Raw genomic sequence first — 16500 nt, forward strand, 5'->3', positions numbered from 1 at the left:
CCGGTCATCGGAGTCGGAGCCGACCTGGGCCCGACGAGTCCGTGTAAAGGGGGAGTGCGTGTCGCCGGCTGTAAAGGGCGCGCCGAGTTCGAGCGTCGGCTGACCGGCGATACGCACGTTCACGGGACTGTCGGAGTCCATACCCATGATACGGGTTGCGTTCGGGTTAAACGTTGTGTGAGGATCGATCGCATGACTCGAGCGGTTCGACATCTTTATTTATATATTATGGTGTCGATCTTTGAGTAATTCGACGTATTTTTTGAACATTCTCGGATAAACGGATACCGTGAGGTTCGATCCAGATCCTGTCGATGGTCTGGCCGGTTCCGCTGCCGAGGCCTCACGAACGCCGAATTAATCCACGATCCTGATCATGCGAGCACGATCGGATGTGAGTTACCACCACATCCGTGCTGACTCGCAACGTTTTTGATTCCGCTCTCACGACGGTTTACATGGCGACAGATTCCGACCGATTCTCGGCGAAACTCGACGTGCCGGAAGCGCTGACGTTCGACGACGTGCTGCTCCGTCCGATGGAGAGCCGCGTCGAACCCGACGACGCCGACCTCTCCTCGCGCGTCTCTCGGAACGTCGAGCTCAACGTTCCCGTCCTCTCGGCGGCGATGGACACCGTCACCGAGAGCGACCTCGCGATCGCGATGGCCCGCGAGGGCGGACTCGGCGTCCTCCACCGCAACATGACCGTCGAGGAGACCGCCGCGGAGGTTGAGCGCGTCAAGCGCGCCCACGAACTAGTCATCCGCCGCGAGAACGTCGTCACGGTCTCGCCGGACGACACGGTTCGGGAGGCCGACCGACTGATGGAACACGAGGGCGTCTCCGGCGCGCCGGTCGTCGACGACGACGACGTCGTCCTCGGCATCATCTCCGGGACCGACATCCGTCCGTACCTCGAGGTCGGCGAGGAGGACGCGGTGCGGGAGGCGATGACGGACGAGGTCATCACCGCTCCGGAATCCGTCGACGCCCGCGAGGCGCTCGAGTTGATGTACGACCACAAGATCGAGCGCGTCCCGGTCGTCGACGGCGGCGACCACCTCGTCGGGCTCGTCACGATGCAGGGCGTCCTCCAGCGGCGCGAGCACGAGCAGGCCGCCCGCGACGAGGACGGCCGCCTGCTTGCCGGCGTGGCAGTGGGCCCCTTCGAGGAGGAGCGCGCGGTCGCCGCCGACGAGGCCGACGCCGACGTGCTCTTCATCGACTGCGCGCACGCGCACAACCTCAACGTGCTCGAGTCCGCGGAGGCGATAAAGGAGACCGTCGAGGCCGACGTCGTCGTCGGCAACGTCGGCACGCGGGAGGCCGCCGAGGCGGCCGTCGACTTCGCCGACGGGCTCAAAGTCGGGATCGGGCCGGGCTCGATCTGTACCACGCGCGTCGTCAGCGGCGCGGGGATGCCACAGATCACCGCGGTCTCGGAGGTCGCGGACGTCGCCGCCGAACGCGACGTGCCGGTGATCGCCGACGGCGGGATCCGCTACTCCGGCGACGCGATCAAGGCGATCGCCGCCGGGGCGGACGCGGTCATGCTCGGCTCGTACTTCGCGGGCACCGAAGAGGCCCCGGGACGCGTCATCACGATGCAGGGGAAGAAGTACAAACAGTACCGCGGGATGGGCTCCGTCGGCGCGATGAAGTCCGGCGGCGGCGACCGCTACCTCAAGGACGACGACGGCGACGAAGAGTTCGTCCCCGAGGGCGTCGAGGCCGCGACCCCGTACAAGGGAACCCTCGCCTCGGAGCTCCACCAACTCACGGGCGGCATGCGCTCGGGGATGGGATACGTCGGGGCCGACACGATCCCGGAGGTCCACGAGACCGCCCGGTTCGTCCGTGTCTCCAGCGCGGGCCAGACCGAGGGCCACCCCCACGACGTGATGATCACGGACGAGGCGCCGAACTACAGCCCGCAGGAGTGACCGCGATCCGGCCGGGCGCTCCGTCGCCCTCCGTGAGATGGATCCCCACGCGTTGGACTTAATGCCCGCGTGACTGTGTACCGTGACATGGACACATCCGAGCTGTGCCGGGTGTTGCGCGACGCCGGCCTCTCGAAATACCAATCGAAGGCGTACACCGCGCTCCTCCGGCTCGGGACGGCGAGCGCGACCGAACTCGCGGACGAGAGCGGCGTCCCCGCCGCGCGGATCTACGACGTCCTCCGGGACCTCGAGGAGAAGGGATACGTCGAGACGTACGACGGCGACACGCTCCGGGCCCGCGCGTCGGAACCGGACACCGTCCTCTCGGATCTGCGACGACGCTCCGAGGAGTTCTCGGAGGCCGCGGACGAGATCGAGACGCGCTGGGAGGCCCCCGCGTTGGAGCATCACCGCGTCGACATCGTCACCCGGTTCGACACGGTGTTCGAACACGCTCGGGAGGCCATCGCCGAGGCCGAGACGGAGGTACAGGTGGCGGTGACTCCCGAGAACTTCGACGAACTTCGCGAGTCGCTGGCGGCGGCTCACGACAACGGAGCGGTCGTGAAGGCGTCGATCCACACCGCCGACGGGAACGACGAGGAGATGCCGACGGAGTACGAGGGGATCGCGACCGAGGTTCGTCACCGGACGCTCCCGACACCGTTCGTCGCCATCGTGGATCGGACCGTCACGTGTTTCGCCCCGCACCGACGCTCGGTGAACGAATACGGCGTGCTGGTCCGCGACTTCTCTCTGACGTACGTCTTCCGCTGGTACTTCGACACCAGCCTCTGGGAGGTCTGGGACGTCGTTTACGACGGTCGTCCGGAGGACCCACCGCTCGTGTACGCCAACCTGCGCCGCTTCGTTCGCGACATCGAGCCGCTCTTCGCCGAGGGCGCGGACGTCCACGTCACCGTCGAGGGGTCGGAGATCGGCTCCGGCGACGCCATCTCGGTCTCCGGGACGGTCACGGACGTGGTGTACGCCGGCGAGCCGCGAAACGACGGCGAGATCCCGATCGGACAGCTCGCCGGACAGGTGACCGTCGAGGTGTCGGACGGCGACCGGCGGTGGACCGTCGGCGGCTGGGGCGCGGTCATCGAGGACATCGAGGCGAGACGCATCACCGTAACCGGATACGACGGGCCGAAGGGAGCGATCCCGGGAGGCATCGACGCGTGACCGCGAGAGGTCCGGGTCGCTTCGATCGCCTCTCATCGTCCGTTCCTCGCGTCGCCCGCATCCTTCGATCGGTACCGAAGGGGTATTTTAATATAGCCCGCGGCGAGACGAAGCGTGTGAGCGAACTCGTCGTCGCTCGGGTGACCACATGAGCGAACAACTGCCGCTCGTCCTCGTGGTGGAGGACGAGCCCGACCTGGCAGACCTCTACGCCGCCTGGCTCGGCGACGAGTACCGGGTCCGGACGGCGTACGGCGGCCACGAGGCACTCGAAACGCTCGACGATCTCGACGACGACGTCGACGCGATCCTCCTCGACCGACGGATGCCCGGCCTCTCCGGCGACGAGGTCCTCGCCGCCGTCAGAGAGCGGGGGATCGACTGTCGGGTCGCGATGGTGACCGCCGTCGAACCCGACTTCGACATCCTCGAGATGGGGTTCGACGACTACCTCGTCAAGCCGGTCGCGAGCGACACCCTCAGAGAGACCGTCGAGGGGCTTCTCCGGCGCGGGGAGTACGACGCCGGCGTCCAGGACCTGTTCGTGTTGACCTCGAAGAAGGCGATGCTCGAGGCCGAAAAGAGCGCCAGCGAGCTCGCCGACAACGAGGAGTACCAGGAGCTAACTGTCCGGATCGACACGCTCCGCAAGGAAGTCGACCGCTCGCTCGAGGCGGTCACGGAGAAGGACGACTTCGAGGGGCTCTTCCGGGAGTTCGACGCCGAGGAGTGAACCGCGTCGGACGCGATTCCGCTCGACGACCTCCGGCCATTCTTTAAATACGATCGCGGCGAATTCACGACCGGATGCGCGTCCGTTCCCTGCCGCTTCCCGAGCGGTTCGTCGACCACTTCTCGGATCGGGGGATCCGCGAGCTGTACCCGCCGCAGGTCGCCGCCGTCGAGGCCGGCGTCTGTGACGGCGCGAACGTCGTCGCGGCGGTCCCGACCGCGTCTGGAAAGACCTTCATCGCCCAGTCGGCGCTCTTGACCGCCGACGGCCCGGGCCTGTACGTCTGTCCGCTCCGCGCGCTCGCCCGCGAGAAGTACGAGGCGTTCGCGGCGCTTCCCGGCGTCGACGTGGCCGTCTCGACCGGCGACTTCGAGGCGAGCGGCGAGGAGTTAGCGGGTCACGACGTGGTGGTCGCCACGAGCGAGAAGGTCGACTCCGCGATCCGCAACGGAGCGGGCTGGGTCGACGACCTCGCGTGCGTCGTGGTCGACGAGGTCCACCTGCTGGGCGTGGAGCGGCGCGGACCGACCCTCGAAGTGACGCTGGCGACGCTTCGCCGACGGAACCCGTCGATCCAGGTCGTCGCGCTCTCCGCGACCGTCGACAACCCCGAGGAGATCGCCGACTGGCTCGACGCGACGCTCGTGGAGTCGGAGTGGCGCCCCGTCGACCTCCGCACGGGCGTCTGCGTCGGCGGTGACGTGGAATTCGACGACGGCACGACGCGTCACGTCGAGGCGGGAGGTTCGGACGCCGGATCCGGCGCTGATGGGAGAGACCCCTCCGAGGACGGCCCCGACGCGACGGACCTGACGGCCGCGCTCGTCGTCGACGCGGTCGCGGAGGGCGGCCAGTGTCTCGCGTTCGTCCGTTCGCGGGCGGAGGCCGCGGCGCTCGCCGAGCGGCTCGCCGGGGAGGGACTCGCCGATCGGATGGGGATCGGGTCGGCCGCGACGGCGGTCGCCGACGAGGTGGCCGACATCGACGGGACGGTGACGGGTCGTGACCTCGCGGACTGCCTTCGGGCGGGCGTCGCGTTCCACCACGCGGGGCTCCGCGCCGGCCACCGCGCCGCCGTCGAGGCGGCGTTTCGAGACCGGAACGTCGCGTGTATCTGTGCCACCCCGACGCTCGCGGCCGGCGTGAACGTCCCCGCGCGCCGCGTGATCGTCCGCGATCAGAAGCGATACACCGGCTCCTCGATGGAGTGGCTGCCGACGCTCGAGGTCCACCAGATGTGCGGGCGGGCGGGTCGACCGGGGCTCGATCCGCACGGCGAGGCGGTACTCGTCGGCGAGGGATCCACCCGCGAGGAACTGATGGAGCGGTACGTCGACGGGGAGCCGGAGGCCGTCGAGTCCAAGCTCGCGGACCCGGCCTCGCTCCGGACGCACGTGCTCTCGTCGGTCGCGACCGGCTTCGCGGAGACGGAATCGGAGATCCTCGAGGTCCTCGACGGCACGTTCTACGCCCGCGAGGCGGGCGCGGGCGGCCTCGCCGACGACGTGGCCGTCGCGGTCGACGACCTCGTCAACGCGGGGATGGCTCGACGTCGGGGGGACGCGGAGACCTATCGACTGGTCGCCACGCCGGTCGGCGAGACCACCTCGAAACAGTACGTCCGGCCGGAGACCGGCGCGCGGATCGTCGACGGGCTCCGAACCGCGGCCGGGATGGAGAACGCCACGACGCTCACCGTCTTCGAGGTGGTCTGTGACACCCCGGACATGCAGGACACGTACCTCGGGAATCGCGAGCGCGCGGAGATGTACCGGTTCGCCCGGAAGAACGCCGCGCGGTTGACGACCGGAATGAGCGAACCCGACGATTTCGAAGGGTGGCTGGAGTCGGTGAAGACCGCGCGGATCTTGGAGGAGTGGATCGACGGCGCGACCGTCGAGGAGCTGGTGGAGGCGTACCGGCTCGGCCCCGGAGACCTCGACTCGCGCGTCGAGCGCGCCGAGTGGCTGTTGAGCGCGGCGGAGGCGCTCGCGGACACGGTCGGCGTCTCAGTGCCGGCGGTGGCGCGGGCCCGAAGCCGGATCTGATCGGGATACCGGAACGAACGGTGGAGGAAAACGGCGCGATCGGCTCAGTCCGCGGGCTCGAGCACTCGGTGGTACGGCGTGTCGGCGATCGTCTCTCTCAGCTCCGCGAGCGAGTCGCGGCCGGCCTCGCCGGCGACGGACATCACCGCGAACACCTCCTGTCTGGAGACCTTCACGCCGCTCTCGGTCAACGCGTCCTCGGGTCGCGAGCGAAGTTCGCGGAGCGTGCCGACCGCGAGCAGGTACGGGACCGTCCACGCCTCCATGGTGTTCCCGTGAGAGAGGGGCATGGTCTCGAGATACGCCTGCGCGTCGTCGAGGAACGACCGCGCGTAGTCGGCGGTGCGGTCGACGACGCGGGCGGACGACTCGCGGTTCTCGGGGGCGATCACCGCCTCCTGGTCGACGCCCTCGTCCTCGAGCCACTTGGCGGGGAGGTAGACGTTGTTCTCCTCGGTGAAGTCGTCGTAGACGTCCTTCGAGACGTTGACCAACTGTAAGAGGAGTCCGAACTCCTCGGCCGTCTCGCGGAGCCGCTGTGCGCGCGCCTCGCCGACTTCGCCGCGCGTGAGCAGGTTCGTGATGAGGTTACCGACGGTGCCGGCGGCGTAGTAACAGTACTGTTCGAGTTCGTCGCGGTCGTCGATCCGGAGCCCGCCCTCCTCGGCGTGGCGGTCGACGAACATCGCCATCCCGTCGACCATCTCGAGGACGGGCGGGACGATCGCCTCGCGGGCCTCGGGATCGAGGTCCTCGAACGTGGCGACGATGGTCGGCGATTCGGCGACGACCGCCCAGTCCTCGTCGCGCACCTCGGGGGCGGGGAGCCACTCGTCGACGGCCGCGCGGAAGTCCCCGATCTCGGCGTCCCCGTCGGGATCGATCGCCTTCCGATAGGTCTCGAGGACGGCGGTCTGTTCCGCCGGCGGGATGTGGCCGGCGTCCTCGACGGTGTCGGCGACGCGACAGAGGAGGTAGCCGAGACAGATCTGTGAGGCCATCGGCTCCTCCAACACGTCCACGGTCAACGCGAAGGTACGGGACACGCCTTGAACCGCCTCGTGACACCACTCGAGGTCGGGATCGGCCGTGTCGTGTTCTCGTCCGCTCATTCAGTTACCCGTTCTTACGGCACGACCCATAAAAAAGCCTCGCGGACGGAGCGGACGCTTCCGTTCGCCGATCCGGAACCCATCTCTCAGCGCTCCTGGCTCTCGTCGGTCTCTGCCTCGCCGGAGCCGTCCGAGTCGTCGGCGGCGTCTTCCGCGGCGTCACCGCCGACCTCGGCCGAGCCGCCGTCGGCGTCGTCACCGCCATCGATTCCGTCGCCGTCGTCGTCGACCGCGTCCGTCGAACTCTCCTCACCGTCGGGTCGGTGAGCCACGTCGGCGTCCGAGGGGAACCGGTCGACCGCGTACCCGCCGGTATCGACGCGCTCGGCGGGCTCCGAGTAGTCGCGGGTCGACGCCGAGAAGTCGGACCGGACGACGCCCTCGTCGGGGATATCCGGGCTCTCGTCGGGCGCTTCGGCGTCCGCGTCGCCCTCGCCGTCCGTCTCGCCGTCGCCTTCGAACCACTCGAATGACCCGACCTCGCTTCGACGATCGCGGAGCGCCTCCTGGAGCCGGCCGGCGAGTTCCGACTGGAGGTCCACCGCCTCCTCGACGTCGAAGTCGACGGCCGCGGCGTCGCTCCCGGTGAGCGAGCTCGTTCCGGCGGTGTCGGCGACGACCGTCGCCACGCTCCACCGCCGCTGGAAGACGGACCGGCTGTCGATCACGTTCTGGATCCGGTAGTACGGAACGATCCTCACGCTGCGGCTCCAGAACCCGTTTCGGGTCACGAGGTGGTCCTCGCCGAGCCAGTACCCCCGGTGTTTCCACTTCAGGTGCGCCGCGGGGGGAACCGCGAGGAGCAGCGCGGCGGGCGCGTACCACGGAATATCGGCCGCGACGTACCAATCGACCGCGAAGGCGACGCCGACGAGGACGGCGAGAAGCAGGGCGTACCGAAACGCGTACCGCCAGCGAATTCGGCGCGGGGGCCGGCGGAACGACGGGTCGCCGAACGACTCGATCTCGCGGGCCAACTCGTACACGCGGCCGGACCTCGCGATGGGGATCGCCGCCTCGCTGCCGTACTCGCCGCCCTGTCCGGGCGCGTACCCGGCGGTCTCGATCGAGAGCGTCGCGTACCCGAGCGCGCGCTTCGCGGGGTTATCGGAGACGGTCAGCGTCTGGACCTTCTCGGTCGGGATCGATCCGCTGTACCGCCGGAACAGCCCGCGCTCGTATCGAAGTTCGTCACCGGCACGCGCGAGCCGGAAGCCGTAGTAGTTCGAAAACGACACCGCCGCACCGATCCCCCACGAGACGAGAAACAGGGCGCCGACGGCGGCGACCGCGACCGCGCTGAGCGCCAGCGTCGACACGTCGGGAAGGTACCCGGACACCACCGGGACCGACCCCGAGCCGGCGAACGCGAGCAGTCCGATGAGCCGGCCGTCGAACGACAGCGCGCCGACCAGTGCGAGCTCGCGCGGCGAGATCGCGAACAGCTCCTCCTCGACGGGGCCGCGATCCTCTCCGGCCGCGTCGCCATCGTCCGCCGCCGATCCGGCGGACTTCCGTCGCTGGACTTCCCGCTGGAGTCGGGTGGCTTCCTCGGGGGTCACGAAGCGGATCGACCCCTCGGTGCTCGATCCCCCCGCGGTCTCTAAGTCGACGGCGGCGACGCCGATCGCGCGCTGGATCACGCTCCGACTCACGTCGACGTTCTGGATTCGTCGGTAGGGTATCTCCCGTTCGCGACGGGAGATCACGCCCGACCGGATGTCGAGCGTGTCCTCGGTGAGTTCGTACTCGAACCGACGGTAGTAGGCGACCTCGTACGCGCCGGCGACGAGGAGGACCGCGCCCGTCGCGCCGGCGGCCGCCGGGAAGCCCCACTCGCTGTCGTTCACGACGAAGAAGAGGACGACGACGACCCCCGCGACCTTCTGGAGCGCGCGGTACGGGATCGACTGGGGCGCGAGCTTCACACTGCGTCCTCCCCGTCCGCGCGGATCGCCAGCCGTTTCAGCTCCTCGCGGAGGTCGCTCGCTCCGTCGGGCGTTAGTCCAGGAATGCGGACGTCGGCTCCGCGGGAGCCGGCGGTGTACACCACGCAGGAGGCCAGCCCGACGCCCCGTTCGACGGGACCGCGGCGCGAGTCGACGTGCTGGATGCGCACGAGCGGGACCGTCGTCCTGACCTGCGTGATGACGCCGCGGTCGAGGTAGAGGGCGTCCTCGCGGATCTCGTAGCTCCAGCGACGGTATCGGAGGAGCGCGTGAACGACGCCGAGGGCGAGGAGGATCGCGCCGACGACGAGCGGTGCCCACCCGGGGAGATACCCGAAGTAGAACCCGCCGGCGACGGGAGCGGTGAGTACCGCAGCGGCGAGGACCGCACGGAGGACCCAGACGACCCGGACGCGGGGATGGAGTCGCTTCGTCGTCATCGACCGTCCTCCGTCGCGTGTCGAGGGCTCATGCTCACTCGTTGTCGACGGGCACTTATAAGATCCGGCGGAACGCCGGGACGACAGGCGTCCGGCGGCCCGTTTCCCGTCTCCGGATCCCCTTCCGTGCGTGTTAGTTACACTCGTCCGCAATATTTGCGAAAGGAATATAATCGATCATGGAGGACTCTTCGATGATGGCCGACGATCCGTTCGAGAACATGCTCGCACAGATGGACCGCGCCGAGGAATACGCGGACGTCGATCACGACGTCTTCGAGCGGCTCAAACACCCCGAGCGGACGTTGAAGGTCACGCTTCCGGTCGAGTTGGAGTCGGGTGAGGTGGAGGTCTTCGAGGGATTTCGGTGTCAGTTCGACGGCGCGCGCGGGCCGTTCAAGGGCGGCGTCCGGTACCACCCCACGGTCTCCCAGCGCGAGGTCGAGGCGCTCGCGGGGTGGATGACATGGAAGGCGGCGCTCGTCGACCTCCCGTACGGCGGCGCGAAGGGCGGCGTCATCTGTGAACCGAAGGACCTGACCGATCGCGACCTCGAGCGGCTCACTCGGCGGTACACGGAGGGGATCCGTCGGATGATCGGCCCGGACATCGACGTGCCCGCGCCGGACATGAACACCAACCCGCAGACGATGGCGTGGATGATGGACACCTACTCCATGTACGAGGGGTACACGGTCCCCAAAGTCGTCACCGGTAAGCCGCTCGAGATCGGCGGGACGCCGGGTCGCGTCGAGGCGACGGGTCGCGGCGTCTCGCTCATCACGCAGAAGCTCTTCGAGTACCTCGAGCGGGACCTCACCGACGCGAGCATCGCGATCCAGGGCTTCGGGAACGTCGGCTCGAACGCGGCCCGCCTGCTCGACGAGGCCGGCGCGCGGATCGTCGCCACCTCCGACGTGACCGGGGCCGCGTACGACTCCGACGGCCTCGACGTGGCCGCGCTGGGCGCACACGTCGAGGCGGGCGGCATGATCGAGGAGTACGTCGAGGGCGACGTCCGCGCGGCGGGCCCCGACGGCGCGCCCGAGGACGCCGCCGAACTCGTCTCGAACGCGGAGTTGTTGTCGCTCGACGTCGACGTGCTCATTCCGGCTGCCGTCGAGGGCGTGATCACCGCCGACAACGTCGACGACGTCCGCGCGAGCGCGATCGTCGAGGCGGCCAACGGTCCGACGACGGTCGCCGCCGACGAGATCCTCACCGGACGCGACGTTCCCGTGGTCCCCGACATCCTCGCGAACGCCGGGGGGATCATCGTCTCGTACCTCGAGTGGGTCCAGAACTCCCAGGAGTTCTCCTGGCCGCTCGAGACGGTCAACGTCGAACTGGAGCGGCGCATCGGCTCCGCGTTCGACGAGACCATCGAGCGATACGACGAGGGCGAGGTCCCGGACCTCCGGACCGCCGCCTACACCCTCGCGCTCGAGCGCACCGCGAGCGCCCACGAGTACCGCGGGCTGTTCCCGTAGGCGGCAGGGGTACCTCCCGTCACCCGCTCTCGTCGTCGTCCGTCCCGCCGGATCCCTCGTCGGTCGCGTCCTTCCACTCGCCGACGCCGGAGGGATCGAGGTGGACGTGGACGTCGCCGACGTCCTCCAGTCCGCGAAGCCGCGTGACGAGTTCCGTCTCGATGTCGTGAGCGCGCCGGAGCGTCATCTCGCCGTCGACCTCGACGTGGACTTCGACCTCCAAGTCAGTTCCGTCGTAGAACACCCGCAGATCGTGAACGCCGACGACTTCGGGGTGCTCCCGGAGCGATTCGGTGATCCGATCGCGGTCGTCCGCCGGCGGCGCGGCTCCCACGAGGTACGTCACGTTCTCTCGACCGATCTCGACGCCCTGGTACACGACGAGCAGGCTCACGACCCCGCCAGCGATCGGGTCGAGGATCGGGAGGTCGAAGAACACGCCGAACACGCCGATCAGCGCCGCCACGGTGGTGTAGATGTCGTTGAGACAGTCGACCGCGAGCGCCGAGAGCGCGGTCGACCCGAGATCCGCGTTCACCCGCATCGTGTACCAGTAGAGGACGTACATGTCGACGAGCGCGAACCCCAGCGCGACGAGCAGCAGTCGGCTGAACCGCACGTCGGTGCCGAACCGGATCCCTTCGATCGAGCTCCACAGGAGGTTGAGTCCGAGGAGGGCGACCACCGCGCCGACGAACAGCGCGGTCAGGGGCTCGATCCGCTGGTGGCCGTGGGGGTGCTCCGCGTCGGCGCCGTCGTAGCGGGCCCCGCCCCAGACGAACACGACGCCGCTGGCGACGAGGTCGGCGACGGAGTGGGCCGCGTCGGCTAAAAGCGCCACGCTGCCGAACGCGAGCCCCGCGGCCCCCTCGGCGAGGATCTTCGCGGCGTTGCCGAGGACGTTCACCCCGGCGGCCCGCCTGAACCGTCGCTTCTCCTCTCGTCGCTGGCGGGCCGTCATGCCCGACCGTCGTGCGCCGTCGGTGTTAAGTGGTGCGTCCCGGTGCGGCCTCCGACCGAGGTCGTGAGTCAGTCGCTATCAGATCCGATACCGGGCGGGCGGTGTTTAACCGTCTCGGACGACGAGGTTGGACCATGTATCCCGGCGAGCGCGCCCAGAGCGAGGTGATCGGGACCGTGCTGCTCCTGGGGATCACGATCGCCGCCGTGACGGCCACGGTGGCGACGGGAAGCGTCGCGCTCGGAGCCGTCACCGACGAGGCGCAGGCGGCGGGAGTCGAGAACGGCATGTCGCAGTTCACGTCGCAGGCGAGCCTCGTCGCGCTCGGCGAAACGGACGCCAAGCGGTTCGATCTGGGTTCCGTCGACGGCGGCGATCTCCGGCTCGAGAAGGACGCCGGACGCGTCGAGGTCCGGATCGAGCGACCCGACGGGAACGTGACGAACGAGTCGTACTCGCTCGGGGCGCTCGTGTACAGCGGCGAGAGTCGGGAGATCGCGGTCCAGGGCGGCGGCGTCTGGTCGAGCGACGGCACTCGCGGGCGGATGGTGTCGCCGCCGGAGTACCACTACCGCGGAGAGACGCTCACGTTCCCGATCGTTCGGTTGACCGCCGATAGCGAGCGACACACCTCCACTCGCGGAACCGGAGTCGTTCGTCGGACGAACGCCAGCAAGGAGGTGTTCCCCAACGTGTCGAACCCGCTCGAGAACGGGACGGTCGTCGTGGAGGTCCGGAGCGACTACTACGAGGGCTGGTACGACTTCTTCAGCCAGCGCGCGGAGGGCGACGTGACCAAGGACGACGCGAACCGGACGGTGACCGCCCGGCTCGTCGTTCCGGAAGTGGTGACCTTCGACCGAGCGATCACGGTCCAGCAGTTCGACGGCTACAGTCATAAGGGGAAACCACAGAACGAACTGAACGTCGACGAGTACCGCGAGGGCGTCTCCACCCCCTCACCGAACGGGCTGATCGAGAACGAGATCGAGGCCGCCGAAGCGGACAACGACAACGCCGCGGAGAGCTGCGTGACTCCGACCGGCTTCGACGGCTGCGGGACCGTCGGGAGCGGCGTCTACCACTTCCCCGGAGACGCGACCGTCGACGACGACTTCGAGTTCGACACGACCGGAGGCGACGTGGTCGTCGCCGTCGACGGGGACTTCGACATCGGTAACAGCGAGATGGCGATCGCCGACAACAGCAGTAACGGGGTGACGTACTACGTCAACGGCTCGCTCGACATCCAAGGGAGCGGCACTGTTGGGACGGACCCCGACCCGACGCAGGCCGACCGGAACGTCTTCTACGTCGCCGGAGGATTCCTCGACGAGAGCGCGGGAGAGGGAAGCCCGACGATGGAGGCGATCGTCTACGCCCCGAACGCCGACGTCGTCGCGAAGGGGAAGCCCACGCTTCGAGGAGCGTTCGTGACCAATTCGCTGTCGACGGGCGGAAACGCGCGGGTCGAGTACGACACGAACCTCGGGGACCTCGATATCAGGATCACCGGCGGCGGCGGATCGAGCCCGATCACGTACCTCCACGTCAGCGAGAACGTCGTCGGACTCCGATTCGACGAGTGAAGCGGTCTCGCCTCGACTATCGGATCGTCCTCCGGTTCTGTGGAACTCTCGGAGACGGGATCAGCGTCTGAGCGAGACGTACACCCTGGTCGCACGCAGGTACACCGTCTCGTCGTGTTCGATTGCCGCGACGACCTCGCCGTCGTTCGGACGATCGACGTCGATGAACGCGTCGGATCCCTTGAAGTATCGCTCCCACGCGTCGGCGTACGGGGACTCGATCCGGATCTCGTCGATCTTCGAGGAACCGTTCAGCGGATACTGGTAGTTCTGGTCGCCGCCCTTGGTGGTCGACACCTGAACCGTTCCGTCGCCGTCGACGCTTCTCGGTCCGTTTTCGTGACGCAGTTGGACGACGGGAAGCACTGTTCGACCGTCGTCCGCCACGAACCGCGGCGAGGACCGCATGACGCTTTCCCCGCCGTCGGACCGGAACCACGCACCGGCCTCGTAGGCGACGGTCGTGTCGCCGTTGGCGTACACGAGTCGAGAGGAATTCACTCTCTGGTCCACTTGAACACCGGTCGCGTTGGTGTACTCCAGCGTGACCGTCGTCGTCTCCTCCAGCGTCAGGCTCCCGCCGCTGAGGCGCATCTCCGTCGCACGACTCGGATCCTCGTACCGTTGGATGTCGCGCAGGTTGTCGTCGAACACGTCGAACGCGCGCTCGACGTTCTCGACGCGCTCGGCGTTCCGCCTGTCCTCCAGTCCGGTCATGCCCACGGCGAACACCGACGCGATCGTCGCCGTGACGAGCGCGAACACCAAGACGTAGCCGATCACGTCGCTCACGCCTCGATCGTCGAGAGGAGACGAGCGTTCGCGGAGCCCCGACCCGGATCGGCGACCGCGACTCACCGCTCCGTCACCTCCAGCGTGCCGGCACTCGGGTCGGCCGCGTCGGCGACGTACGCGATCCGGATCGGCCCGCCCCGAAACGTCGTCTCCTCGACCGTCGTGTTCGACCGGTACGGAACCCTGACGCTGGCGTCCGGTCGAGTCGTCCGGAGAATCACCGCGGAATCGGCGTCGGGATCGGGACCGTCCACGATCTCGACAGTGTACGGAATTCCCGCCACCCGTCTCGGGAGGTCGACGTCGACGGTCACGTTCGCAGTCCCGTCGGCGGCGTCGAGGTCCGGGTCGGTCCGGCCCGCCTCCGCGAGTCGAGCAAGCCGGTCCGCGGCCTCGAGGTTCGCCGCGAGCGACTGTCCCGTGACCTCGAGGTCGCCGTGGACCGCCCGTTCGGTCTGTCCGTCGATCACGCCACCGACGCCGACCACGACGCCCGAGAGCAGCACCGCCCCGATAGCGAGCGTCAACACGTAGCCGACGGTCGTGCTCACGCCCCGATCGTCGCGGGAGAGCGAATCGTCCGAGCCGAACGCTCCGCACGGCGGGACTCGGTCACGCACGCGGCTCACCCGGTGCGACCCGAACGGTGGTCTCGAAGCGGAGGTCGGCCGTCCGGTAACGGAGGTCGACCGTGGCGTCGTAGACGGCGGGCGAGATCCCGTCGTGGTCGGCTCCGGGCTCCGAACCCGCCGGCCGCGGTCGAACGGTCGCGGTCGCGGTGCCGTCGGCCGCGTCGGCGTTCTCGAACCGGATCGCGTACGGGTCGGACGGAGCGAACAGTTCGACGGGCCAGACGCCCGGACAGGCGGTCTCTCCGAGCCGCTCGCCGGTGAGATCGAAGGTCACGTTTTCGCCCGACTCAGCCGCGATCGAGCACCGGACTTCCGGGTCGCCGCCCGCGCTCCCGTTCGCGACGGCCACGTCGCCGGAGCCGTTTCGGTAGACGTACACCTCCCGACTCTCCGAGAGCGCCGGCCCGTCGAAGACGACGTGAAACGCCTCGCCGGTCGCGTTGCTCGGGGTCGTATTCGCAAGATCGTCATCGTCGACGGAAAGCGACAGCGAGAACCCCCGCGTCCGGTCGATCCCGTCGACGAACGCGTACGCCGTCGCGTTCGTGTCGTTCGCGAGCGACGTGGCATTGCCCGCGGTGGAGAGGTACCACCCCTCGGTCACTCGGGACTCGTTGGTCTCGAGATGGACCACGCCGCCGCGTCCCGCGTAGTTCCGCGCCATCCGTTCGTCCAGATCGGCGACCCCGTCGGTCACGTTCGTCACCTCGTGTGACTCCCGTTCCTCCCGGTTCGTGGCGTCGATGAGTTCGCCGACGCCCCCGACCGCGGTCGTCCTGACGTCTGCCGCCTCCCCGTCGGCCGCCTGGATCCCTCGAGTCGCGAGGTTCTCCGTGAATATCGTCGCGTTCAACAGGACGACGAGGGCAACGAGCGAGACCGCCATCACGAGTCCGGCGACCACCAGCAGCTGGCCGCGGTCGGCCTCGCGAAGTCGTTTCCCGTCGGGAGGGCCGAGGCTCACATCCGCCATACGACGATTCGCACCTCCAAGTGGTTGTATATCGGGCCGTCGTCGACGGCGGGTGCATAGAAACCGTCCTCGTCATTTTCTGGGGGCTCGACCTCCGCGAGCGTTCGATCCTCCGCTCCGGGGACGGTCAGGGTCGTGTCGTTCGAAACCGACAGGGTCCGACTCGCGGTCACGGCGTTGTCGCTCGGTTTCCCCATGAACACCATCTCCTGTTTTCCCGTCGAGTTCCCGTCGTGGAACCGAACGTACACGTTGAACGCCACCCGCCGGTCGAGAAACGCCCGATCGAGCGCGTCGCCGAATTCGGTCGGCGGCCCTGACTCCGTGTAGTATTGGAAGCCGTTCGGGGTACCGTGGAATCCTCGTTCGACCGTCGCGTTGCCGGGGTGCCAGTAGAGGACGGCCTCGCGGAGGTCGCCGTTCGCCGCGCTCGTCTCGAGGAGACCAGTCGCGGCCGCGCGCTGCTGGTTCTCGATGTGTTGATTCGACGTGCTCGCCGACAGCGGCGTCACCGCCGTCGCCTGAAGCGCGAACGTGAGCCCCGCGACGAGCAGGATCGCCGCCACGAACGCCTCCAGCGTGTGCGCCTGTCCTCGGTCGTCGGCGTCGGTCGGACCGCGGGAGAGGCGAGGGCTGGACAT

14 protein-coding genes are annotated in these 16500 nt (G+C 68.4%); 6 read left to right on the forward strand and 8 right to left on the reverse strand.

Annotation, left to right across the window (positions count from 1 at the left end; all coding sequences use genetic code 11):
* Positions 1-458 precede the first annotated feature (458 nt).
* The 4 genes from guaB (at position 459) to FN829_RS12810 (ending at position 5918) form a co-directional block, all read left to right on the forward strand.
* On the forward strand, positions 459-1946 hold the full coding sequence (gene guaB, locus FN829_RS12795) for an IMP dehydrogenase (RefSeq protein ID WP_142987359.1): 1488 nt from the start codon (positions 459-461) through the stop codon (positions 1944-1946).
* An 87-nt stretch (positions 1947-2033) separates the two neighbouring features.
* Positions 2034-3137, forward strand: a complete 1104-nt coding sequence (locus FN829_RS12800) for a TrmB family transcriptional regulator (RefSeq protein WP_142987360.1) — start codon at positions 2034-2036, stop codon at positions 3135-3137.
* 148 nt (positions 3138-3285) lie between these two features.
* Positions 3286-3870 (forward strand): HalX domain-containing protein, encoded by a 585-nt coding sequence (locus FN829_RS12805; RefSeq protein ID WP_142987361.1) that lies wholly within the window; start codon positions 3286-3288, stop codon positions 3868-3870.
* A 74-nt stretch (positions 3871-3944) separates the two neighbouring features.
* Positions 3945-5918 carry a DEAD/DEAH box helicase gene (locus FN829_RS12810; protein ID WP_142987362.1) on the forward strand — a complete coding sequence of 658 codons (1974 nt, stop codon included), beginning with the start codon at positions 3945-3947 and terminating at the stop codon, positions 5916-5918.
* Between the two features lie 44 nt (positions 5919-5962).
* Here the strand turns inward: FN829_RS12810 and FN829_RS12815 are convergent, their stop codons facing one another.
* From FN829_RS12815 to FN829_RS12825, 3 genes are all read right to left on the reverse strand, one after another.
* Positions 5963-7030: a phytoene/squalene synthase family protein gene (locus FN829_RS12815; RefSeq protein ID WP_142987363.1), complete on the reverse strand. Its 1068-nt coding sequence runs from the start codon at positions 7028-7030 to the stop codon at positions 5963-5965.
* 86 nt (positions 7031-7116) lie between these two features.
* On the reverse strand, positions 7117-8958 hold the full coding sequence (locus FN829_RS12820; protein ID WP_142987364.1) for a PH domain-containing protein: 1842 nt from the start codon (positions 8956-8958) through the stop codon (positions 7117-7119).
* Positions 8955-9419, reverse strand: a complete 465-nt coding sequence (locus tag FN829_RS12825) for a PH domain-containing protein (RefSeq protein WP_142987365.1) — start codon at positions 9417-9419, stop codon at positions 8955-8957. The genes FN829_RS12820 and FN829_RS12825 overlap by 4 nt, the downstream gene beginning before the upstream one ends.
* 197 nt (positions 9420-9616) lie before the next feature.
* Here FN829_RS12825 and FN829_RS12830 point away from each other — a divergent pair, with 197 nt between their 5' ends.
* The gene (locus FN829_RS12830; RefSeq protein ID WP_142987366.1) at positions 9617-10909 is read left to right on the forward strand and encodes a Glu/Leu/Phe/Val family dehydrogenase; all 1293 of its coding nucleotides are present in this window, start codon (positions 9617-9619) and stop codon (positions 10907-10909) included.
* 19 nt (positions 10910-10928) lie between these two features.
* Here FN829_RS12830 and FN829_RS12835 read toward each other — a convergent pair whose 3' ends face one another.
* Positions 10929-11870, reverse strand: a complete 942-nt coding sequence (locus tag FN829_RS12835) for a cation diffusion facilitator family transporter (protein ID WP_142987367.1) — start codon at positions 11868-11870, stop codon at positions 10929-10931.
* A 134-nt stretch (positions 11871-12004) separates the two neighbouring features.
* Between FN829_RS12835 and FN829_RS12840 the strand changes: the two genes are divergently transcribed.
* Positions 12005-13459: a DUF7289 family protein gene (locus tag FN829_RS12840; RefSeq protein ID WP_142987368.1), complete on the forward strand. Its 1455-nt coding sequence runs from the start codon at positions 12005-12007 to the stop codon at positions 13457-13459.
* 60 nt (positions 13460-13519) lie between these two features.
* Here FN829_RS12840 and FN829_RS12845 read toward each other — a convergent pair whose 3' ends face one another.
* The 4 genes from FN829_RS12845 to FN829_RS12860 form a co-directional block, all read right to left on the reverse strand.
* Positions 13520-14251, reverse strand: coding sequence for a DUF7289 family protein (locus FN829_RS12845; protein ID WP_246066532.1), 732 nt, complete (start codon positions 14249-14251; stop codon positions 13520-13522).
* 62 nt (positions 14252-14313) lie between these two features.
* The gene (locus tag FN829_RS12850) at positions 14314-14883 is read right to left on the reverse strand and encodes a DUF7266 family protein (RefSeq protein WP_449272322.1); all 570 of its coding nucleotides are present in this window, start codon (positions 14881-14883) and stop codon (positions 14314-14316) included.
* Positions 14867-15859 (reverse strand): DUF7261 family protein, encoded by a 993-nt coding sequence (locus tag FN829_RS12855; RefSeq protein WP_142987370.1) that lies wholly within the window; start codon positions 15857-15859, stop codon positions 14867-14869. Before FN829_RS12855 ends, FN829_RS12850 begins: the two co-directional genes overlap by 17 nt.
* Positions 15847-16500, reverse strand: a complete 654-nt coding sequence (locus FN829_RS12860; RefSeq protein ID WP_142987371.1) for a DUF7288 family protein — start codon at positions 16498-16500, stop codon at positions 15847-15849. Before FN829_RS12860 ends, FN829_RS12855 begins: the two co-directional genes overlap by 13 nt.

This window comes from Halorubrum cibi (genome assembly GCF_900182635.1).
GTDB lineage: Archaea > Halobacteriota > Halobacteria > Halobacteriales > Haloferacaceae > Halorubrum > Halorubrum cibi.

Coding starts and splice junctions, on each gene's coding strand:
- guaB (WP_142987359.1), top strand. CDS start 459: ATGGCGACAGATTCCGACCGATTCTCGGCGAAACTCGACGTGCCGGAA.
- FN829_RS12800 (WP_142987360.1), top strand. CDS start 2,034: ATGGACACATCCGAGCTGTGCCGGGTGTTGCGCGACGCCGGCCTCTCG.
- FN829_RS12805 (WP_142987361.1), top strand. CDS start 3,286: ATGAGCGAACAACTGCCGCTCGTCCTCGTGGTGGAGGACGAGCCCGAC.
- FN829_RS12810 (WP_142987362.1), top strand. CDS start 3,945: ATGCGCGTCCGTTCCCTGCCGCTTCCCGAGCGGTTCGTCGACCACTTC.
- FN829_RS12815 (WP_142987363.1), bottom strand. CDS start 7,030: ATGAGCGGACGAGAACACGACACGGCCGATCCCGACCTCGAGTGGTGT.
- FN829_RS12825 (WP_142987365.1), bottom strand. CDS start 9,419: ATGACGACGAAGCGACTCCATCCCCGCGTCCGGGTCGTCTGGGTCCTC.
- FN829_RS12830 (WP_142987366.1), top strand. CDS start 9,617: ATGGCCGACGATCCGTTCGAGAACATGCTCGCACAGATGGACCGCGCC.
- FN829_RS12835 (WP_142987367.1), bottom strand. CDS start 11,870: ATGACGGCCCGCCAGCGACGAGAGGAGAAGCGACGGTTCAGGCGGGCC.
- FN829_RS12840 (WP_142987368.1), top strand. CDS start 12,005: ATGTATCCCGGCGAGCGCGCCCAGAGCGAGGTGATCGGGACCGTGCTG.
- FN829_RS12855 (WP_142987370.1), bottom strand. CDS start 15,859: ATGGCGGATGTGAGCCTCGGCCCTCCCGACGGGAAACGACTTCGCGAG.
- FN829_RS12860 (WP_142987371.1), bottom strand. CDS start 16,500: ATGTCCAGCCCTCGCCTCTCCCGCGGTCCGACCGACGCCGACGACCGA.